Consider the following 22,507-nt stretch of genomic DNA (forward strand, 5'->3'; position numbering starts at 1 on the left):
TAATGCAGCTCAAGGTAGTAAAATAGATTCATCTTTAGATAATAGTTATGAAGAAGATGTTAAATAAGAAAATGCACCAGTTAAAGGCGATGAAGAAGAATCAAATAATTCAAATTCAAGTCATAAATAATTTCAAGATGCTATAGATTTTACTTTAACAGATCAGCATGGTAATACTCATAAATTATCTGATTATAAAGGAAAAACAGTATTTATATAGTTAGAATATAAAAAATAGACTGAGTTTTAAACTTAGTCTATTTTTCTGGGGGATAACTAATTTGTGGTGAGAATATTATAGAAATTGTTATAATTTATATGGGGTATTTTATTAATTATAAATACTACTATATAATAAGAATGGAGAATAGCCATATGTTTAAATATGTTGGAGATATAAGTAAGATTTCTCATTATATAATAGATAAGTTTTTAGAAAATAAAAATATAGCAATAGATGCTACATTAGGAAATGGATATGATACAGATTTTCTTTCAAAAAAATTCACTAAGGTATATTCATTTGAAATACAAGAAGAAGCATGTAAAAACTATTCTGAAAGAAAAAATGAAAATGTCATTGTAATAAACAGCTCTCACCACTTATTAAAGAGATATATAACTGAAGAATCAGTTGATTGCATTATGTACAATTTAGGTTTCTTACCAGGTGGAAATAAGAAAATTACAACAATGTCAGAAACATCTTTAAATAGTATTATTGAAGGTCTAGAATTATTGAATCATGGTGGAGTAATGACTATTTGTCTTTATAGGGGACATGGGGAAGGGAAAGAAGAAGAGAGTGTAATTATTCCATATCTTAAGGATCTTCCAAAATCAAAATTTGGGGTCATGTATCATGAGTTTTTGAATAGAAGTAAAGAAGCGCCTATTTTAATTGTTGTGGAGAAAAAGTAAATTACTCTACTGAATATAATATTATGGTAACATACTTGAGAAACATGCATTTATAAAAAGATGGTTACTATAAAAATTAAATGAGAAAAGATGTAATGTTGTATGAATAAAGGTGTACTATTACATCTTTTACTTATTTAATATTATTATAATTAAAGCTTAGATTAGAAAATTACTCCTTTTGAAGAATATTAGAGTAGAAGGCATGTATAAATTTTAATATAATGAAAACGTAATCAATAAGAGCGATAAAATTAACTTTATTTAAAGAGGAGAGATGAAATATGAAAAAAATAATATCATTAGTATTATCAGCAACATTGGTCATGACAGCATTAATTGGATGTGGAGGAGCAAATAGTGATGGTGAACCACAAGCCGAAGGTGTTGAGTCAAAAGATATTATTGTTGGAGTTTCTATGCCTACAAAATCATTGCAAAGATGGAATCAAGATGGTGCAAATATGGAGGCATCACTAAAAGCAAAAGGATATAAGGTAGACTTGCAATTTGCGGAAAATGAAGTTGAAACACAAGTAAACCAAATAGAAAATATGATAACGAAAGGAGCAAAAGTACTAGTGGTAGGATCCATTGATGGTGGAGCATTATCATCGGTATTAGAAGATGCAAAAGCTGAAGGAATAAAAGTAATAGCATATGATAGACTTATCATGAATACAGATGCTGTAAACTATTATGCTACATTTGATAATTTTAGTGTAGGTGTAATACAAGGAGAATATATTGAAGAAAAATTAGGATTAAAAGATGGAGCTGGACCTTTTAATATTGAAATCGCAACAGGTCCATTAGATGATAATAATGTAGTTTATTTTTATGGTGGTGCTATGAGTATTCTTCAACCATATATAGATAACGGTCAGTTAGTAGTTAAATCAGGACAAACAACAAGAGAACAATGTGCAACTCCAAATTGGGATGAAAAAGAAGCACAATCAAGAATGGATAATATAATTACAGCTAATTATACAAGCGATAAATTAGATGCAGTATTATGTTCAAATGATTCAGTGTCATTAGGAGTACAATCATCATTAAAATCTGTTGGATTTGGAACAGCAGATAAACCAATGCCAATACTTACTGGACAAGATGCTAATATAGCAAATGTAAAAGCTATTGTAGCTGGAGATCAATCAATGTCAGTGTTTAAGGATACAAGAGCATTATCAGAAAAAGTTGTAGAAATGGTAGATTCTATTGCAAATCAAAAAGAACCAGAAGTAAATGATACTGAAACATATAATAATGGAACTTATGTAGTACCTTCATATTTATTAAAGCCAGAATTTGTAGATGGCAGTAATTATAAATCTTTACTAATTGATTCAGGATATTATACTGAAGATCAATTAAAGTAATTATGTTAGCGGTTATGCTTAAGTATTTTTATGCTAAGCATAACCCATTTATAAGAAAAGAAGAATAATTTTACTTAAAGAATATTCATGGGAACTATTAAGCTATTGACAAATACTAATTATGCTGTTTAATAGCCTATTTAGTTATTTTATATTTATATTACTTTTGAAGAGTTGTACAAATTGTTCTATACTATTCAATTTTAATTATTACACTGCACATTGTAATTTTTTAAATATATAAATCAATATATAGTGGCTGAATAGTTACTATTCATGTATATTGAGCAGAATGGAGGTCAGAAAATGAAAGAAGTTATTCTAGAAATGAAGAATATAGTAAAAACTTTCCCAGGTGTAAGAGCTCTTGATAATGTAAATGTAAAAATAGAAAAAGGAACAATACATTCTCTTGTAGGAGAAAATGGAGCAGGAAAATCTACACTTATGAATGTACTAAGTGGCGTTTATCCATATGGTACATATGAAGGGGATATAATTTATAATGGAGAAATATGCAAGTTTAAAGATATAAAAGAAAGTGAAACTAAAGGAATTGTTATAATACATCAAGAATTAGCCCTTATCCCATATTTATCAATAATGGAAAATATATTTTTAGGAAATGAGCAAGCTGACAAGGGAGTGATAAATTGGAGTAAAGCACGATTTGAAGCTAAGAAACTAATGAAAATTGTAGGATTGCATGAAGATCCGGAAGCTCCTGTAAATACAATTGGAGTTGGAAAGCAACAACTTGTAGAAATTGCAAAAGCACTATCAAAGAATGTTGAACTTTTAATATTAGATGAACCAACAGCAGCGCTAAATGATGAAGATAGTGATAAATTATTAAATTTAATTTTAAAATTAAGAGAAGAAAGAGGAATGACGGCAATTATAATATCACATAAATTAAATGAAGTAACAAAAGTCACTGATGAAATTACCGTAATAAGAGATGGTGCAAGTATAGAAACATTAACAAAAAGTTCAGGAGAAATATCAGAAGATAGAATCATACGAGGAATGGTTGGTAGAGATATTGTTGATAGGTATCCAAAACGAGAATGCAATATTGGTGAGGTTTGCTTCCAGGTAAAAGATTGGACTGCATATTCGGAAGAAATTAGTAGTAAAATTGTAATAAATCATGTGAATTTTAATGTTAGAAAAGGTGAAGTAATAGGAATTGCAGGTTTAATGGGAGCTGGAAGGACAGAACTTGCTATGAGTATTTTTGGTAAGTCATATGGACGAAATATATCTGGCACAATAATCAAAGATGGCAAAGAAATATCAATAAATAGTGTTGGGGATGCAATTAGAAACGGAATTGCATATGTAACTGAAGATAGAAAAGCTCAAGGGCTTATATTAATAGATAATATCAAAAGAAACATGACATTACCAAGTTTGAATAAAATTAGTAAAAAGATTGTAATAAATGATAGTAAGGAAATAAGCATTGCAAGAGATTACATGAAAAGACTTAAGATAAAGGCACCTAGCATTGATCAGTATACAGGAAATTTATCTGGAGGAAATCAACAGAAAGTAATGTTAGCAAGATGGATTTTTGCAGATCCAGATATATTGATTTTAGATGAACCAACAAGAGGTATTGATGTTGGTGCAAAATATGAAATTTATTGCATAATTAATGAACTTGCAAGTCAAGGAAAGTCAGTTATAGTTATTTCATCAGAACTTCCAGAAGTATTAGGTATTAGTGATAGAGTATATGTAATGAATGAAGGATCATTTGTTGGAGAATTATCTAAAGAAGAAGCAACTCAAGAGAATGTTATGAAATGTATTATGCAAAGTAATGTTAAGGAGGCTATATAATGAATACAGAAGCAGTAGCAAGAAAATCAGAAGAAACAAATGTTAAAAAATTTAAATTTGATACACGTAAATATGCAATGTTTATTGCATTAATAGTAATAGCACTTTTATTTCAAATTTTAACAAAGGGTGTCTTACTAAGGCCAATGAATGTAACAAAGCTTATACTTCAAAACAGTTACGTTTTAGTATTAGCAATAGGTATGTTACCTTGTGTTTTGACTGGGAATATAGACTTGTCAGTAGGATCTATAGTAGCTGTAGTATCAGCAATATCAGGAGTACTTATTATATCAATGGGAATATCAATTCCAATAGCAATTATTATATCACTTTGCATTGGTGCATTAATAGGTGCTTGGCAAGGCTTCTGGATAGCATACGTAAAGGTACCAGCATTTATTGTAACTCTTGCAGGTATGTTAATTTTTAGAGGGATTACAATGGTAATATTACAAGGAAACACCATTTCTCCATATCCTGCAACATTCCAATATATGTCTATGGGCTTCTTGCCTGAGATTGGAACAGGTAAAATTCATCTCTTAACTTTAATAATAGGCGTATTTGTTTCGGTAGTATTTATAATATCTGAAATAAAAAAAAGAGTACAAGCAAAAGAGTATGAAATTGATCAATGTGCAAACAATGTGTTTGTAGCAAAATTGGTAGGAATTACTTTAGTGATAATGTTCTCTGCATATTGGTTATCTAGATATAAAGGAATGCCTTTTGTATTTATAATTTTAGGAGCACTAATTTTATTTTATTCATTTGTAACTAATAGAACAGTTATAGGAAGACACATATATGCTTTAGGTGGAAATGAAAAGGCAACTAAATTATCAGGAATTAAAACCAAGAGAGTTATGTTTATGGTTTATGTAAATATGGGGGTTATGGCTGCTCTAGCAGGATTGTTATTTGCAGCTAGATTAAATGCGGCAGCACCAAGTGCAGGAGAAGGGTTTGAGCTTGATGCAATAGCAGCTTGTTATATAGGTGGTGCATCAGCGTCAGGTGGAATTGGAACTATTGTAGGAGCTATTATTGGTGGACTTGTAATGGGGATATTGAATAATGGTATGTCTTTAGTGGGGGTTGGTGTTGACTGGCAACAGGCTATTAAAGGACTAGTATTATTGGCGGCAGTAGCATTTGATATATATAATCAATCAAAGAAATAGTATTTAGATATTTTCAGTTAATAATTTTTATATTCATAAATATACTTGATGCAATTCTTAGAAGATAGGATATATAAATAAATTCTATCTTCTAGTTTGTTATATTTTAAGACAAATTGAATATGAAATGATGCTTTACATATAATGTATACAATTATGGAGGAGATCCCATGGCTTTTAAAAATGAATTTAAAAGATTATACAATAGGAAATTAAATAATATTAATATAAAGAAAAAAATGATTATATCATTTTCTATAATAATAGTAGTTATGACTTTTGCGTTAATAAGTGAAGTAGGTTTCTCGATGTATAATAGTAATAACTTTAGATATATTCTAAAATATTATGGATTTTCACAAGGGGATATAGGAAAGCTTAACAGTGAGTTTCAAAAATCAGGATGTCTTATTAGAGATAGAATAAATGCTAGAGATGATGAAAAAATAAAAAAATTAGATGCTAATATTATGACTAGTGAAATTAATATAGAGAATTATATGAAAAAAGTATCAAAGACAATTAATAATAATGAATCGAAAGAAATTAATGACAACATTCAAAACTATTGGGAAGAATATAAATTGGTAAGTCAGAAGGTAAGGACTTTAGCTAAATTAAACAAGTACAGTGAAGCGTATGAGCTATTTAGTGATGAAGGAACAAAAATTTCTGATTTAATAGGGAATGATATAGAAAGGCTATTTGATCTAAATATTAGTAATGGAAACATGGAATTAAATAATATTAAAAAAATTGAATTATTATTTATAGGCATTATTACAATTTCTATAATATTATCAATAGTAATATCAATATTCATATCGAAGAAAATAGTGAATGATATAAGTATTTCGATTTCAATGCTTGTAAAAGCAGCAGAAAAAATTTCAAATGGGGATTTTAATATAGAAATAAATTATCCATATGAAGATGAAATAGGAATTCTAGCTAAGACTTTTTCAAAAACAATATATACATTAAAAATATATATAACAGAAATAACTAGTATATTAAATAATATAGCGAATGGAAATTTAGATATAGAAATAAAAGAAGACTATAAAGGTGAATTTATAAAAATCAAAGATTCACTTAATAATATAGTATTTTCTCTAAATGATTTATTAGGAAATATAAATGTAACAGCTAGTCGTGTAGCAAATGGATCAGCTAAAATGGTAGAAGAGTCAAAGAAAGTATCTGAGGCATCAATTAATCAATCAAATTCAGTTGAAGAATTATTACAATTAATGAGTTATGTATCGAATAAAATAACTGAAAATGAAAAAAATTCTATAAGTACAATAGATATTACTAATCAAGTATTAAGTGAAATTAGAGAAGGAAATAATAAGATATTAAATATGATATATGCAATAGATGAAATCTCAGAATCATCAAATGAAATCGGTAAAGTTATTGACGTAATAGAAGATGTATCTATGCAAACAAACATTTTGTCAATAAATGCTTCAATAGAAGCAGGACGTGCAGGTGAATTTGGAAAAGGGTTTGAAGTTGTTGCTAAAGAAGTAGGAAACTTGGCTGCAAAAAGTTCTCAAGCTGTTACCAGTACTAAAAATCTAATAAATAAATCAATTTATTCAGTTGATAATGGTATTGGAATAGCTAAAGAAACAAGTGAAAAACTATTGCTTATTGTAGAAGACACAAATAAATCAACAAAATTTATAAATGAGATAGCAAAAGCATCTGGTCAGCAATCTCAATCAATTGTTAACGCAATTAGAGTTGTTGAGAAAATTTCGGAAATAGTAGAAAAAAATTCTATAATAGCTCAGGAAAGCTCATTAGAAAGTGTAGAGCTTAGCGATCAAGCTAAGTATTTAAAAGATGTTGTTAAAAAATTCAAATTGAAAAGTAATTGCAATTAAAGAATTTCATTAATATTAACAAAAAATGTGAAAATATATTATAATATAATTTATTAATAATATTAAAAGTATTATAATAAAATAAATTGAGATATTTCTTAAATTGTAATTTTGTTAAATAATTATATTTTTTGGTGCAATTTGGCTGAAGGCATATATGTAGGGGAGAGTATTTGAAAGTTTAGAACTGTTATAAGTTAATGAATTATTTAGAAAAATATAAAGCTGGAGTAGCTAATGTAGCGAATAGTAGAAAACGTATACTTAAGGCGGAGAGAAAGTAATTTATATTTTCGCTAATATGTAGAGGAAATATAAATTACAGAAAAATTTCCTAGTGTTTCAAATTCAATTTTAAATTTAATAATAGAATGTATTTCTGGAAAAGTAAATTGTAAGATAGTAGCTAATAAAACTCAAAATTCAATAAATGAGACTATTTAAAGAGGAATTAATTATATGTTTAAATTAGAAAAAGTTAAAACTATATTTGAAAAAGAAAAGGAGAGTTTAAAATATAAACTTATAGTAAGTTTTCTTGTTATTTCAATAATTCCTTTCTTTATTATGCAAATGATTTCATACTATTCCATAACTGAGAATATGAAAGATAATATGCAGGAATTGGTGAATTCAAATTTAATACAAACTCAAAAAACATTGAATTTAACATTAGAATCATATGGAGATTTGCTATACCAAATTTATAGTGATGAAGAAATAATTCAGTGTGTAGAAAATATAAATAATAATGTTGATATTGAAATTAATACGAATATGCTTAGAAGAAAATTAAAAAAATTATGTAATGCTAAAAGTCAAATACAGGCGTTAACATTAATGACTGATAGTGGACAAACTATTTTTTATGATAAATTAACATCTTCATCTACTAAAAGCAGTTGGATTAATATTAATCAATATAATTATGAAAATGTGATTAAAAATAATGAAAGGATACTTATTCCAACGCGATTTGCAACAAAAATAGAAAAGTATAATTATTATATTTTTCATATGGCACACAGGTTTGTAAAAAATACAGATATAGACAAAAGAATCGGCATTATAATAATGAGTATAGATGCAAAAGTATTAAATGAAATTTGTAATGAAAATGATTTAGGAAATAAAAAAAATGGGATAACCTATATTTATGATAAATATAGAAATATAGTTTTTTTCCCTGATAGAAAAAAGATGGGTAGGAATTTAAGCTATTATCATCTTGAAGAGGTGGAAAATGCTAAGAATTTTTCAGTGAAATTAATGGAAAATAATCAATATACTACAGATCAATTAGAAGTTCCTAAGAATGCTCATATTGGAATAACAGAATTAAAGGATAAAAAAACTAATTGGACTATTGAATATATATATGATCAAAGCGAATTGTATAGATCTATTAATTTGCAGAGAAAAATATTTTTATTAGTAAGTTTTATTACAATTAATATTTTGCTTTTAATAATTTTAGGTGTAACAGATAGACTAACTAGCTCAATTAGAATAATTTTAAAAGCTATGAATAGTGCAGGAGAAGGTGAATTATCAGTAGTGATTAGCATTACTGAAGATATGCCTCAGGAAATTAGGTTGATTGCTGAACATTTTAACAGAATGATAGCCAACATAAGTGATCTTGTTGAAAAAGTAAAAATTATAACGTTAAAGCAAAAAGAATCAGAGATAAAAGCATTAGAGGCACAGATAAATCCTCACTTTTTATATAACACTTTAGATACTATAAATTGGAAAATTATTGAAAAGGAAGAATATGAGATTAGCAATATGATAAATTCATTAGCAACAATTTTACGATATGCAATTCAAAATAGCAGTGAGTGTGTAAAAATTAGAGAAGAATTGGAGTGGGTAAAGAAATATGTATACTTACAGCAAAGTAGATTAAGTGTACCTTTTGAATTTATTTTAAATGTTGATGAGAGCGTGTTAGAAAGTATGATTCATAAATTAATTCTCCAACCTTTTTTAGAAAATTCAATAATTCATGGTTTTTATAATGTTGATAATACATGTTTATTATGCATAGAAATTAAAGATGAAGGGAGCAAGATAAGAATTAATATAATTGATAATGGAAGGGGGATGGATAAAGAAACAATTGAGAAAATAAAACAAAATAAAAAGGTGAATGATTTGGACGACTGTCATATTGGAATTGATAATGTTATTGGGCGGCTAGAAATGTATTATGGTAGTAGTGCAGAATTTTTAATAGAAAGTGAGATTGGGAAGGGAGTTAAAATTAGTATCACTTTGCCCAAAATTTTAAGAAAATAATGAGTTTTGTAATAAAAAGGGGATATAGTATGAGGGTTGTTATTGTAGAAGATGAAGAAATTATAAGAAATGGGCTTATTAAATTATTAGGAAAGATTGATAAAGATGTAGAGATAGTAGGTAGTGCAGAGGATGGAGAGGTAGGATTAGAAATTATAGAGAAGGTAAGACCTGATTTAGTTATTACAGATATTAGGATGCCAAAGATGGATGGAATTGAAATGTTAGGCAGTGTAGCTAAAATGGGAATTACACATAAAACAATAGTATTAAGTGCATATTCAGAATTTGAATATGCCCAAAAGGCAATTAAATTAGGAGTGAGTGAATATATATTAAAGCCTATTTCAATTCAAGAAATTGCACAGTCATTAAAAAAAATTACCAATCAGTTAAATTATGAACAGAATAATAAATTAAAAAATCCAGAAAGGCTTTTCAACCTTAAGCATATATTTCAGAGCAGTTTGTTCGAGGAATTAATTATTGATGGTGATATTGAGAAATTATTGAAGGAAAATTATAAAATAAGCGTTAATGATATCTTTGAGGTATTTGTAATATATTTGGGTAATAAATATGAGCAATATCATATCAAAATAGAAAACGATATCAAAATCATTTTGAACGATACAAATAATTTTGAATTTAAAATGTTAGATTTACCAAGTTGTAATGAGATTGTGATGATATTTTTTAATTTTAAAATAGAAATTAACTTACTAGAGTATGTGAATAATTCTGTTAGACCTAGGATTAATTATATAGATTCCAATGATATGGTTTTAGGATATATGAGGTGTGAAGGGATATTGGCCTTAAAAGATATTATTCACAAACTTAATAAAGAATTACATTGGAATATAGTTTTAGAATCAAATGATATTGTTAATTATCCAGAAGTTTTGAAAAAATATACTTTACCAATATCATATCCAATTGCCATTGAGAAAGAATTGAAAACAGTAGTATGCACAATGCAATTAAACAAAATTGATAAGATAATTGATAAGTTTATTCATTATTGTAAAGATATTCGAGGGAATCCAAAAGGAATTAAAGAAAATTTTGTAAGGTTTGCATGGATAATTATAAGCTTTACAAAAGAAATCGATGAGACTTTATATAGCGATTTGGATTCGCAGCAACTTTTAACTAACATTATGTCAGCAATAACATGGAACGAGTTGGAGGGAGCGCTAAAGATACTAATTCAAAAAAATAATCATCACAAAGATGTTTCATCGGTGAGTTGTATAAGTCTTTTGGTTAAAAGGAGTCAGTGCATTATTCATGAATTTTATAATAAAGGAATTACTCTAGATGAAATAGCACTTAAATTAGGCGTTACTCCAGAATATTTAAGCACACAATTTAAAAAGGAAATTGGAGAATCATTTAGCGCTTATATAAGAAGTTATAGAATAAATAAAGCAAAAAAACTACTTATATCAACAGAGTTAAAGCTTTATCAGATATCTGAACAGGTTGGTTATAATGATCCAAAATATTTTAGTAAAGTATTCAAAGAAAATACTGATCAATTACCTGGAGAATATAGAAAAATATATAAGTAATTAATATAATATTAAATAGAAAAACTGTGTAATTATTTACAATAATTTTATTGACTTATTATAGAATAGAGAGTATATTATACTTATAAAACAACATTTAAAAAGTAATTTTAAAATATATTTAATAAATTTAAAATAAAAGATTTAGGAGGAGGACTATGCGTTATTTATTAGGCTTAGATATTGGTACATCTGGAACAAAAACAGCATTATTTGATGAAAATGGACAAACTATATCTACTGCAACTTATGGTTATGATTTATTCCAACCACAAGCAGGATATGCAGAACAAAATCCAGAAGATTGGTGGAATGCTTGTGTAAAAGGAATAAGTAATGTTATACAAAAAGCTGGTGTACAATCAGAGGATATAAAAGGCGTAGGATTAAGTGGTCAAATGCATGGCCTAGTTCTAGTAGATAAAGATTACAAAGTGATAAGAAATTCTATAATATGGTGTGATCAAAGAACTGAAAAAGAATGTGAAGAAATAACAAACACTATAGGAAAAGAAAGATTAATTCAAATTACAGGAAATCCAGCTCTTACTGGTTTTACTCTTTCTAAATTATTATGGATTAGAAATAATGAACCTGAAAATTATAAAAAAATATATAAGATTCTTTTGCCTAAGGATTATATAAGATTTAAGTTAACAAATGTATTTGCAACTGAAGTATCAGATGCTAGTGGTATGCAAATGCTTGATATAAACAAAAGAGACTGGAGCGATGAGTTACTTAAAGATTTAAATATAGATAAATCAATACTTGCAGATGTATATGAATCGGTTGTTGTAAGCGGAAGGATTACAGAAGAAGCCGCTAAATTAACTAGTCTTTCAGTAGATACCCCAGTAGTTGGTGGTGCTGGAGATCAAGCAGCAGGAGCAATAGGAAGTGGAATTGTAAAAGAAGGTGTGATATCAACTGTGATGGGAACATCAGGTGTAGTATTTGCATCAACAGATTCTCCTAAGTTCGATAAGTATGGAAGAGTTCATACTTTATGCCATGCAGTGCCAGGTAAGTGGCATGTAATGGGAGTTACTCAAGGCGCAGGATTATCGCTTAATTGGTTTAAAAGAACTTTCTGTCAAAAAGAAATTGAAGAAAGTGAAAAGCTTGGCAGAGATATTTATGATTTATTAACAGAAAAAGCAGCTAAATCAGAACCAGGTGCTAATGGCGTTATTTATTTGCCGTATTTAATGGGAGAAAGAACTCCACATTTAGATCCTAATGTAAAAGGTGGATTTTTTGGAGTATCATTGATTAATAATCATGACGATTTTGTTAGAAGTATCTTAGAAGGTGTTAGTTTTAGCTTAAAAAATTGCTTAGATATAATAGAGGATATGAATGTTAAGGTTGAGGACATAAGAGTTAGTGGTGGCGGCGCTGAGAGTGAGATATGGAGGCAAATTTTAAGTGATATTTTACAATATCCGTTATCTACAGTAAAAGCCTCAGAAGGACCAGCACTTGGAGTAGCAATACTTGCAGGGGTTGGAGCTGGAGTTTATGATTCAGTTGAAACGGCATGTGAGAAGATTTTAGGTGGAAATGATAGTGAGAAGGTTGTTCCAAATAAAGATTTAAAAGAAGTTTATTCAAAAGTATATGAAATTTATAATTCACTATATCCAAGAATAAAGGATATTTAACTAGCACAGTAATAATGATATCATATTAAGTAGAATATGGTTATTAAATGCTAGAGGGGAGTAATTTTAAAATTGATAGAAGTAAATCATAGCAAAATTAAAGAAACAAATAGGAAAAAAATAATTAAATTATTACTAGAAAAAGATGAAATTACAAAATTAGATATCTCTAGAGAATTGGATATAAGTATAACAACAGTATCTACTAATATTTCAGAATTAAAGAAAATTGGAATTGTTGAAGATGTCAGATCATTAGAATCTACTGGTGGAAGAAAAGCTATGGCGATTAAGCTAAATGAAAATTGCCAATATGGATTAGGAATAGCGTTAACACCAAGGCATGTAAAATTATCATTAATAAATCTTAGAAGTGAAGATGTAGAATTACTTAGAATAAGACATGATAATAACAGCATAGAAGACATAATTAATATAGTAAGTTATAATATACAAAGCTTGTTAGAAAAAAATAATGTAAAAGCTGATCAGTTACTTGGAATAGGAATATCAATACCAGGTACAGTAGATACACAAAATGGGATAATAAAAAATTGTTATTTATTAAATATAAAAGATTTTAATATAAAAGAAAAATTTGAATATTTAAATGTTCCAATTTATGTAGATAATGAAGCAAATTTATCAGCATATTATGAGTACTTAAATAAAAAAGATATTGTGGATAATCTTTTATATGTATCTATAACAGATGGTTTAGGACTTGGAATAATTATAAATGGAAGAATTTATAGAGGTAGTAATAATTCATCTGGTGAAATGGGACATATGAAGATTAACCTAGATGGTAAAGAGTGTAAATGTGGAGCTAAAGGTTGCTTAGAAGCATATGCATCTAAAAATGCTATTCTGGATGAATATAATGATAAAGCAAAAAGCAAAATTAGTGATATTGAAGAATTTGAAAAATTATGTAATTCATTAGATGAGATAGCATTAGATGTACTTAAAGAATATATTTCTATTTTAGGTGTTGGCATAAGTAATCTTACAATGATATTAGACCCTAACAGTATTGTTATAGGTGGAGAAATAAATAATTTAATAGATAGAAATTTAAACTATTTAAAAGAAACGATATATAAAGATAACTTGTTTACAAATGAAAATGATTGTAAGGTAGAAATAACTAAGTTTAAAGAGTCATATTTATTAGGAGCAGCAAGACTTCCAATAGAAGAGTTTTTAACAATAAAATAGCATTGTGTAATATCTAATTTAACATTAATATTGTAAATTAGGTATATAAACTTTTTAAAATAATTTTTAAAAGTATATTTAAAATAAATTTAGTCAGTAATGTGAGTCTTAAATTTCTGATTGGAATTCTGGAGTTAAGACAATTTTTAAATAAACCTAATTAGAGATTTAAATAAACTATAAGTCTATAAGTAAAGAGTAAAAATATCAAATAAAAGGGAGAGGTATCTAAAATGAAATTTTTCTTAGACACAGCAAATGTAGAATATATTAAAGAAGTAAATGAGATGGGAGTAATTTCTGGTGTAACAACAAACCCATCACTTGTAGCCAAAGAAGGAAGAGATTTTAATGAAGTAATAAAAGAAATTACTGAAATAGTAGATGGACCAATAAGTGGAGAAGTAGTAAGTGAAGATGCTGAAGGAATGATAAAAGAAGGTAGAGAAATTGCTAAGATTCATAAAAATATGATTGTAAAAATCCCAATGACAGGTGAAGGATTAAAAGCAACTAAAGTTTTAGCAAGCGAAGGAATAAAAACAAACGTAACATTAATATTCTCAGCAACACAAGCATTACTTGCAGCAAATGCAGGAGCAACATATGTAAGTCCATTCCTTGGAAGAGTAGATGATATATCAATGATAGGTATGGATTTAGTAAGAGACATAGCAGAAATATTTGCAATACATGGAATAGAAACAGAAATAATTGCGGCAAGCGTAAGAAATCCAATACATGTTATAGAAGCTGCAAAAGCCGGTGCTGATATAGCAACTGTTCCCTATGATTTAGTTAAACAAATGTTAAAGCATCCATTAACAGATCAAGGTCTTGAAAAATTTAAGGCAGACTGGGCAGCAGCGTTTGGAGATAAATAAATTTAAGTGAGAGCCCAAATTGGCATATAACACTTGGCGAGGAACGAGTTTAGTGGTATAGCCCTTCTACGAACGAATGTGAGTAGAAGTTTCAGAATATATTTGGTTGCTCGAACTTACTCCTATGAACGGATGTGAATAGTGAGTTTCATTTAAAAATTGAATAATTAGAAAGTACGATAGTTAAAAGTATGAACGTAGCAGATTTTAAATAAAAGAAATTTATTGCACAAATATTTGAAGAATGAAAAAATGCCCAGAATTTAAGAATTTAAGAATTTAAGAATTTAAGAATTTAAGAATTTAAGAATTTAAGAATTTAAGAATTTAAGAATTTAAGAATTTAAGAATTTAAGAATTTAAGAATTTAAGAATATGCTTATTTTATGTGGATTAGAGTGTGCAAATAAATTTTTATCTCAAATTAATATATTGATTTGAGATGACCCCAAAAAGATGAGTCTATATATTTGGGATTAATAAAAAATAAAATAAATAAAAAGCGAGGATAACAATGAGTAGAGAATTAGATAAATTATCTATTAATGCAATAAGAGTTTTATCAGCAGATGCTATACAAAAATCAAATTCTGGCCATCCTGGTCTTCCACTTGGAGCAGCTACAATGGCATTTACATTATGGACAAAAATGAATCATAATGGAAAAAATCCAGACTGGGATAATAGAGATAGATTTGTTTTATCAGCAGGGCATGGATCAATGCTTGAATATTCTTTATTACACTTATTTGGATATGGAATAACTATTGAAGATATTAAAAACTTTAGACAAGTTGGAAGTTTAACTCCTGGCCATCCAGAATACGGCCACACAAAAGGTGTTGAAATAACAACTGGACCCCTTGGACAAGGTATATGTAATGCAGTAGGTATGGCTATGGCAGAAGCTCACCTTGCAGAAAAATTTAACAAAGAACATTTTAATATTGTAGATCACTACACATATGCAATTGTTGGTGATGGATGCCTTATGGAAGGTATTTCAGGAGAAGCTTCATCACTTGCTGGAACATTAGGCCTTGGAAAATTAATTGTACTTTATGATTCAAATAATATTTCAATTGAAGGTAATACTGATATTGCATTTAGAGAAGATGTTGCTAAGAGATACGAAGCGTATGGCTGGCAAGTAATCAAAGTTGAAAATGGAAATGATATAGATTCAATCTCAAATGCAATTGATGATGCAAAAAGAGACAGTTTAAGACCATCAATTATAATTGTGAAGAATGTAATAGGGTATGGATGCCCAGCCAAACAAGGTAAGGCATCAGCACATGGTGAGCCATTAGGAGAAGAAAATATAAGAGCATTAAAAGAAAATCTAGGATGGCAATTAGAACCTGCATTCTATGTACCAGACGAAGTGTATACAAATATGGACAAGTATATTGGAGAAGGTGTATGGAAAGAAGAAAACTGGCATGAGTTATTTAAACAATATTCAGAAGCTTATCCAGAATTAGCAGATGAATATACTAAATGGATGAAGAATGAAATAGATAAAGAAGAATTATTAAACAATGATGAATTCTGGAGCTTTGATAAAGAAATGGCTACAAGAGAATCGTCAGGAATAGTTATAAATAGATTAGCTAATATAATTCCAAATTTAATGGGAGGTTCAGCAGATTTAGCTCCTTCAAATAAGACTTATATGAAAGACAAGGGAGACTTCTCAGCGGAAGATAGAAGTGGACAAAATCTTCATTTTGGAGTAAGAGAGCATGCAATGGCAGCCATTACTAACGGTATGTACGCTCATGGTGGACTTAAGGTATTCTGTTCAACATTCTTTGTATTTAGTGATTACATGAAAGGTGCAATGAGATTATCAGCTCTTATGAAATTACCAATACCATATGTCTTAACTCATGATAGTATTGGGGTAGGAGAAGATGGCCCAACTCACCAACCAATTGAACAATTAGCAGCACTTAGAAGTATGCCTAATATGGCAGTATTTAGACCAGCCGACTCAAAAGAAACAGCAGCCGCTTGGTATTACGCTGTAACTAATGGGGAAACACCAACATCATTAGTGTTAACAAGACAAAAACTACCACTATATGAAGGATGTCCAAAGAGAGCATTAAAAGGTGGTTATATAATAAAAGAATCTAAGAAAGAAACTCCAGATGTTATTTTAATGGCATCAGGTTCAGAAGTAGAACTTATATATAAAGCTGCAGATGAATTAGAAGCTAAAGGAATTGATGCAAGAGTAGTAAGTATTCCGTGTTTCGAATTATTTGATGCACAAGATGAAGATTACAAGGAAAGTGTACTTCCAAACTGTGTAAGAAAGAGAGTTGCAGTTGAAGCATTAACTTCATTTGGATGGCATAAGTATGTAGGTTTAGATGGAGAGATAATCTCACTTGATACATTTGGAGCATCAGGAAATGCAAATGAGTTATTTAAGCAATTCGGATTCACTGTTGATAATGTTGTTTATACAGCAGTTAAGGTTGTTAATAAGTAGAAAATTAAATCTACTAATAGATTAAGCTAAAAAGATATTTATTGATATAAAACAAGTCTATTTTGGAAGTGGCAGCCCCTTTTGCTGCTTCCAAGAACAAATAATTTTAATGATAGTTAACCTAATTTCAAAATCTCATAAAAAACCATAATATTTTAATAAATAAGACATTAAGAAAGGTGTGATTAAATGATTATTAATAAAGTTACCGATTCAAAGTTTAAAAAATATGGAAGAATATTAGAAAATTATGATTGTTCTGAAATAATAGAAAAAATGAAAAATACCCCACTTCCTAATGATGTAATATATGAACCATCAATAAAAGAACTAGAAGAGTTAAAGATTAATGAAGACTTAATGGAAAGAGAATTTGGAGGTCTTCCAATTCAAATTGGATACTGTAATGGTAATAATTATATTTTAAACGCAGTTGAATATCATAGATCTTCTGAAATAAATATAGCAGTTACAGATCTTATTTTATTAATAGGAAGCCAGCAAGATATTAATGATGATTTTTCATATGATACTTCTAAAATAGAAGCTTTCTTAGTTCCAGCAGGAACAATAATAGAAGTATATGCAACTACTCTTCATTATGCACCTTGTAATGCAGATGAAAGTGGATTTAGATGTGTTGTTGTATTACCTAAGGATACAAACCTTCCATTAGAAAAAGATATTAAGAAGTGTGGAGAAGATGCATTATTATTTGCTAAGAATAAGTGGCTAATTGGTCATAAGGATACTGACTTAGGTGAACAAGGTGCATTTATTGGACTAGTTGGAGAGAATATATCTCTAAAATAAAAGTAATAAGTAAAAAACACTTATTACTTTCTAAGTAATTGTTTTTAAAATATATAGTGTGCAAATTAAATATAAAAATTAGATAAATATTAAAATATGATTTGGAGGAATTAAATATGAATAATACACCAAAAGTTAAATTAGGAATAGTAGCTGTAAGTAGAGATTGTTTCCCAATGGAGTTATCTACTAATCGTAGAAAGGCAGTAGTTGAAGCTTTTAATGGAGAAATTTATGAGTGCAAAACAACAATAGAAAATGAAGTACACATGAGAAAAGCATTAGCAGAAGTTAAAGAAGCAGGTGTAAATGCATTAGTAGTTTACCTTGGAAACTTTGGACCAGAAACATCAGAAACATTACTTGCAAAAGAATTTGATGGACCAGTTATGTTTGTAGCGGCATCAGAAGAAAGCGGAGACAACTTAGTAGGAGGACGTGGAGATGCTTATTGTGGAATGCTTAATGCAAGCTATAATTTAGCACTTAGAAATATAAAAGCATATATACCAGAGTATCCAGTTGGAACTGCATCTGAAGTTACTGATATGATTAAAGAATTTATACCAGTTGCATCAGCATTAATTGGACTTAAAAACTTAAAAATAATTTCTTTTGGTCCAAGACCTCAAGACTTTTTAGCTTGTAATGCTCCAATTAAACAATTATATAATTTAGGTGTTGAAATAGAAGAAAACTCTGAATTAGATTTATATGCAGCATTTAATGATCACAAAGATGATCCAAGAATTCCAGATGTAATAGCTGATATGGAAAAAGAATTAGGTGAAGGAAATAAAATGCCTGGTATTTTACCTAAGCTTGCACAATATGAAATTACACTATTAGACTGGATGAAAGAACATAAAGGATCTAGAGAATTTGTAGTATTTGCTAACAAGTGCTGGCCTTCATTCCAAACTCAATTTGGATTTGTACCATGCTATGTTAACAGTAGATTAACTGCTCGAGGCATTGCAGTATCATGTGAAGTTGATATTTATGGAGCATTAAGTGAATATATTGGAACTTGTATAAGCCAAGATGTAGTTACATTATTAGATATAAATAACACAGTACCAGCTGATATGTATGAATCAGAAATCAAAGGTAAATTTGACTATACATTAAAAGATACATTTATGGGATTCCACTGTGGAAATACTGCAGCATGCAAGCTTACAAGCTGTACTATGAAAAATCAAATGATTATGGCTAGAGCTTTAGAACCAAATCAAGAACCTAATATTACAAGAGGAACTCTTGAAGGCGATATTGTCCCAGGAGAGATTACATTCTTTAGATTACAAAGTAATGCAGATGCTGAGCTTACTGCATATGTTGCAGAAGGTGAAGTATTACCAGTAGCTACAAGATCATTTGGATCTATAGGAATATTTGCAATTCCTGAAATGGGAAGATTCTATCGTCATGTATTAATTGAAGGAAGATATCCACATCATGGAGCAGTTGCTTTTGGTCATTATGGAAAAGCTATCTACAACTTATTTAGATACTTAGGAGTTAAAGAAGTTGGGTTTAACCAACCAAAGGGAATGCTTTATAAGACAGAAAATCCATTTGAAAAATAATTAAAATAGTATGGAAAATCTTAAATATTTGTAATTTCCGTAATATATTTATTAAAATAAAAAAAGCTATCTTAAGTGTGTTTTAAACACTTAAGATAGCTTTTTAATAATATCGTATTTTAAGTTTATTTTGTTTTATATAACGTTGAGTTAATGATAAATAATGTCTAGAAATGCATAAATATTTGCTTGTTGAATCAGAGCTAAATTATTTATTATTAATATATAAGATTAAGTAGATGTAATTTCAAATTATATCCATAAAGTAATGATTTTAATATTTTAATTTAGTGAAAAATTTAATACATGGATTTTAAAATGTTCAAATGATGTTAATTAATAAGAGAGTGAAGGAAGTGTTATTATGAAAGAAAAAAATAGAATTACACATGAAGAAGCATTGACTAGAGCAAAAGAATTAGTAGAAAAAATGACATTACAAGAAAAAGCAGAGCAGTTAACTTATAACGCAGCAGCGATTAAACGTTTAAATATACCAAGATATAACTGGTGGAATGAAGGTCTTCATGGAGTAGCAAGGGCAGGAACTGCTACTGTGTTTCCTCAAGCTATTGGATTAGCTTCTACTTTTGATGAAGAACTTTTAGAAAATGTAGCAGATACTATAGCAACAGAAGGTCGTGCAAAATATAATGAGTATTCTAGTAAAGATGACAGAGATATATATAAGGGAATAACATATTGGTCGCCTAATGTAAATATATTTAGAGACCCTAGATGGGGAAGAGGACATGAGACATATGGAGAAGATCCATATTTAACATCTAGATTAGGAGTGGCCTTTATAAATGGTTTACAAGGTGAAGGGAAATATTTAAAAATAGCAGCATGTGCAAAGCATTTTGCAGTTCATAGTGGTCCAGAAGGTATAAGACATGAATTTAATGCAGTAACAACAAAAAAAGATTTATATGAGACATATTTGCCAGCATTTGAAGCTTGTGTAAAAGAAGCAGATGTTGAAGCTGTAATGGGGGCCTATAATCGCACAAATGGTGAACCATGTTGTGGAAGCAAAACATTATTAAAAGATATTCTAAGAGGTAAATGGAACTTTAAAGGACATGTAGTATCAGATTGTTGGGCAATAGCAGATTTTCATTTGAATCATAAAGTAACTAGTACAGCAACTGAATCAGCAGCATTAGCTATAAAAAATGGATGTGATTTAAATTGTGGAAATGTATATCTTCAAATGATGTTAGCCTATAAAGAAGGGTTAGTTACGGAAGAAGATATAACTACTTCAGCTGAAAGATTAATAGCTACTAGAATAAGATTAGGAATGTTTGATGACAAATGTGAATATAACGAAATACCTTATGAATCAAATGATTGCAAAGAACATAACGAACTTTCATTAAAGGCAGCAAGGAAGTCAATGGTTTTACTTAAAAATGATGGAACATTACCAATAGATAAATCTAGTTTAAAATCTATTGCAGTAATAGGTCCAAATGCTGATAGTCAAGTAATGCTTAAAGGAAATTATTCGGGTACGGCGTCTAAATATACAACTATACTTGAAGGAATACATGAAGCTGTAAATGAAGATACTAGAGTATATTATTCAGAAGGATGTCATTTATACAAAGATAGAGTAGAAGGACTGGCTCAACCTAAGGATAGAATATCAGAAGCAGTTTCAGTAGCAGAAAGATCAGATGTAGTAGTAGTATGTTTAGGATTAGATTCAACAATTGAAGGAGAACAAGGCGATGCAGGAAATAGTTATGGAGCAGGAGATAAGGAGAATCTGAATTTGCCAGGTACACAACAAGAGTTACTAGAAAAGGTTCTTGAAACTAAAAAACCAGTTATAGTAATTTTAGGATCAGGTAGTGCTCTTACACTTAATGGATTAGAAGAAAGTTGTGCTGCAATTATACAAGCATGGTACCCTGGTAGTCATGGAGGTACTGCAGCAGCAGATTTAATATTTGGAAAATGTTCTCCAAGTGGTAAGTTACCTGTAACATTCTATAAAAGCATTGATAATATGCTTGAATTTAGCGATTATTCAATGAAGGGAAGAACTTATAGATATATTGAAGAAGAAGCTTTGTATCCATTTGGATATGGATTAACATATTCACAAGTAGAGTTAAACAATTTAAATATCGAAGATATTAAAGAAGATTTTGAAAACGTAAATGTAAGCATAGATATTAAAAATATTGGAGGTTACGATGTTGAAGAAGTAGTTCAATGCTATTTGAAAAATTTAGAATCTAGATTTGCAGTACTAAATCATAGCTTAGTAGCATTTAAACGCATTAGTTTAAAGAAGGGAGAATCTAAAACTGTTACTTTAAATATTAGAAGAAAAGAATTTGAAGTTGTCAATGATGAGGGAGAACGAATTCTAGATAGTAAAAAGTTTAAATTATTTGTTGGAGTTTCTCAGCCTGATAAGAGAAGTATAGAGCTTACAGGAATAACACCATTAGAGAAAGAACTAAATTTAAAATAATAAAATTAATATAGATAATGCATAAATTCTATAGAAATTAGGAAAGTATGAATTAACACATTTATATTAATTGGAGGAGTCTGTGAATAAGAAAATACTTTTTAATGACGAATGGGAATTTTTTAAAGGCAACTTAGAAACAGAATATAGTGGTAGATTATGTTTTTAAAAGATAGATATACCACACGATTGGTTAATATATAATTC

At 28.8% G+C, this 22,507-nt stretch carries 14 protein-coding genes; all 14 read left to right on the forward strand.

Going from position 1 to position 22,507, the window contains the following annotated elements; translation table 11 throughout:
* Positions 1–375 precede the first annotated feature (375 nt).
* The 14 genes from mnmM (at position 376) to CNEONATNEC86_RS02980 (ending at position 22,300) form a co-directional block, all read left to right on the forward strand.
* A complete protein-coding gene (gene mnmM / locus CNEONATNEC86_RS02915; RefSeq protein ID WP_159115551.1) occupies positions 376–921 on the forward strand; it encodes a tRNA 5-(aminomethyl)-2-thiouridylate-methyltransferase MnmM in 546 nt (181 codons plus the stop codon).
* A gap of 284 nt (positions 922–1,205) precedes the next feature.
* Positions 1,206–2,306: a multiple monosaccharide ABC transporter substrate-binding protein gene (gene chvE, locus CNEONATNEC86_RS02920; protein WP_159115552.1), complete on the forward strand. Its 1,101-nt coding sequence runs from the start codon at positions 1,206–1,208 to the stop codon at positions 2,304–2,306.
* Between the two features lie 306 nt (positions 2,307–2,612).
* Positions 2,613–4,157 carry a multiple monosaccharide ABC transporter ATP-binding protein gene (gene mmsA / locus CNEONATNEC86_RS02925; RefSeq protein WP_159115553.1) on the forward strand — a complete coding sequence of 515 codons (1,545 nt, stop codon included), beginning with the start codon at positions 2,613–2,615 and terminating at the stop codon, positions 4,155–4,157.
* On the forward strand, positions 4,157–5,344 hold the full coding sequence (gene mmsB / locus CNEONATNEC86_RS02930) for a multiple monosaccharide ABC transporter permease (protein ID WP_058293742.1): 1,188 nt from the start codon (positions 4,157–4,159) through the stop codon (positions 5,342–5,344). Before mmsA ends, mmsB begins: the two co-directional genes overlap by 1 nt.
* A 170-nt stretch (positions 5,345–5,514) precedes the next feature.
* The gene (locus CNEONATNEC86_RS02935) at positions 5,515–7,242 is read left to right on the forward strand and encodes a methyl-accepting chemotaxis protein (RefSeq protein WP_159135481.1); all 1,728 of its coding nucleotides are present in this window, start codon (positions 5,515–5,517) and stop codon (positions 7,240–7,242) included.
* 459 nt (positions 7,243–7,701) lie between these two features.
* Entirely contained in the window at positions 7,702–9,546 is a 1,845-nt protein-coding gene (locus tag CNEONATNEC86_RS02940; RefSeq protein WP_159135482.1) for a cache domain-containing sensor histidine kinase, read from the forward strand.
* Between the two features lie 29 nt (positions 9,547–9,575).
* Positions 9,576–11,123 (forward strand): response regulator transcription factor, encoded by a 1,548-nt coding sequence (locus tag CNEONATNEC86_RS02945; RefSeq protein ID WP_159115556.1) that lies wholly within the window; start codon positions 9,576–9,578, stop codon positions 11,121–11,123.
* 158 nt (positions 11,124–11,281) lie between these two features.
* Complete coding sequence (xylB, locus tag CNEONATNEC86_RS02950; protein WP_159135483.1) at positions 11,282–12,790, forward strand: xylulokinase; 1,509 nt, start codon at positions 11,282–11,284, stop codon at positions 12,788–12,790.
* A gap of 72 nt (positions 12,791–12,862) precedes the next feature.
* Positions 12,863–14,011 (forward strand): ROK family transcriptional regulator, encoded by a 1,149-nt coding sequence (locus tag CNEONATNEC86_RS02955; RefSeq protein WP_159115558.1) that lies wholly within the window; start codon positions 12,863–12,865, stop codon positions 14,009–14,011.
* A gap of 233 nt (positions 14,012–14,244) precedes the next feature.
* Positions 14,245–14,895, forward strand: coding sequence for a fructose-6-phosphate aldolase (fsa, locus tag CNEONATNEC86_RS02960; protein WP_125147510.1), 651 nt, complete (start codon positions 14,245–14,247; stop codon positions 14,893–14,895).
* A gap of 514 nt (positions 14,896–15,409) precedes the next feature.
* Positions 15,410–17,401, forward strand: coding sequence for a transketolase (gene tkt, locus CNEONATNEC86_RS02965; RefSeq protein ID WP_159135484.1), 1,992 nt, complete (start codon positions 15,410–15,412; stop codon positions 17,399–17,401).
* 189 nt (positions 17,402–17,590) lie between these two features.
* Positions 17,591–18,214 carry a DUF4867 family protein gene (locus tag CNEONATNEC86_RS02970; protein ID WP_058293751.1) on the forward strand — a complete coding sequence of 208 codons (624 nt, stop codon included), beginning with the start codon at positions 17,591–17,593 and terminating at the stop codon, positions 18,212–18,214.
* 116 nt (positions 18,215–18,330) lie between these two features.
* Entirely contained in the window at positions 18,331–19,806 is a 1,476-nt protein-coding gene (locus tag CNEONATNEC86_RS02975) for an L-fucose/L-arabinose isomerase family protein (protein WP_159135485.1), read from the forward strand.
* Positions 19,807–20,170: 364 nt separating this feature from the next.
* Positions 20,171–22,300, forward strand: coding sequence for a glycoside hydrolase family 3 C-terminal domain-containing protein (locus tag CNEONATNEC86_RS02980; protein ID WP_159135486.1), 2,130 nt, complete (start codon positions 20,171–20,173; stop codon positions 22,298–22,300).
* The last annotated feature ends 207 nt before the right edge of the window (positions 22,301–22,507 follow it).

The sequence above is a fragment of the Clostridium neonatale genome, from assembly GCF_900465025.1.
GTDB lineage: Bacteria > Bacillota > Clostridia > Clostridiales > Clostridiaceae > Clostridium > Clostridium neonatale.

What these genes read in the sequence shown, in the direction of transcription:
- mnmM (WP_159115551.1), top strand. Translation starts at nt 376, where the DNA reads ATGTTTAAATATGTTGGAGATATAAGTAAGATTTCTCATTATATAATA.
- chvE (WP_159115552.1), top strand. Translation starts at nt 1,206, where the DNA reads ATGAAAAAAATAATATCATTAGTATTATCAGCAACATTGGTCATGACA.
- mmsA (WP_159115553.1), top strand. Translation starts at nt 2,613, where the DNA reads ATGAAAGAAGTTATTCTAGAAATGAAGAATATAGTAAAAACTTTCCCA.
- mmsB (WP_058293742.1), top strand. Translation starts at nt 4,157, where the DNA reads ATGAATACAGAAGCAGTAGCAAGAAAATCAGAAGAAACAAATGTTAAA.
- CNEONATNEC86_RS02935 (WP_159135481.1), top strand. Translation starts at nt 5,515, where the DNA reads ATGGCTTTTAAAAATGAATTTAAAAGATTATACAATAGGAAATTAAAT.
- CNEONATNEC86_RS02940 (WP_159135482.1), top strand. Translation starts at nt 7,702, where the DNA reads ATGTTTAAATTAGAAAAAGTTAAAACTATATTTGAAAAAGAAAAGGAG.
- CNEONATNEC86_RS02945 (WP_159115556.1), top strand. Translation starts at nt 9,576, where the DNA reads ATGAGGGTTGTTATTGTAGAAGATGAAGAAATTATAAGAAATGGGCTT.
- xylB (WP_159135483.1), top strand. Translation starts at nt 11,282, where the DNA reads ATGCGTTATTTATTAGGCTTAGATATTGGTACATCTGGAACAAAAACA.
- fsa (WP_125147510.1), top strand. Translation starts at nt 14,245, where the DNA reads ATGAAATTTTTCTTAGACACAGCAAATGTAGAATATATTAAAGAAGTA.
- tkt (WP_159135484.1), top strand. Translation starts at nt 15,410, where the DNA reads ATGAGTAGAGAATTAGATAAATTATCTATTAATGCAATAAGAGTTTTA.
- CNEONATNEC86_RS02970 (WP_058293751.1), top strand. Translation starts at nt 17,591, where the DNA reads ATGATTATTAATAAAGTTACCGATTCAAAGTTTAAAAAATATGGAAGA.
- CNEONATNEC86_RS02975 (WP_159135485.1), top strand. Translation starts at nt 18,331, where the DNA reads ATGAATAATACACCAAAAGTTAAATTAGGAATAGTAGCTGTAAGTAGA.
- CNEONATNEC86_RS02980 (WP_159135486.1), top strand. Translation starts at nt 20,171, where the DNA reads ATGAAAGAAAAAAATAGAATTACACATGAAGAAGCATTGACTAGAGCA.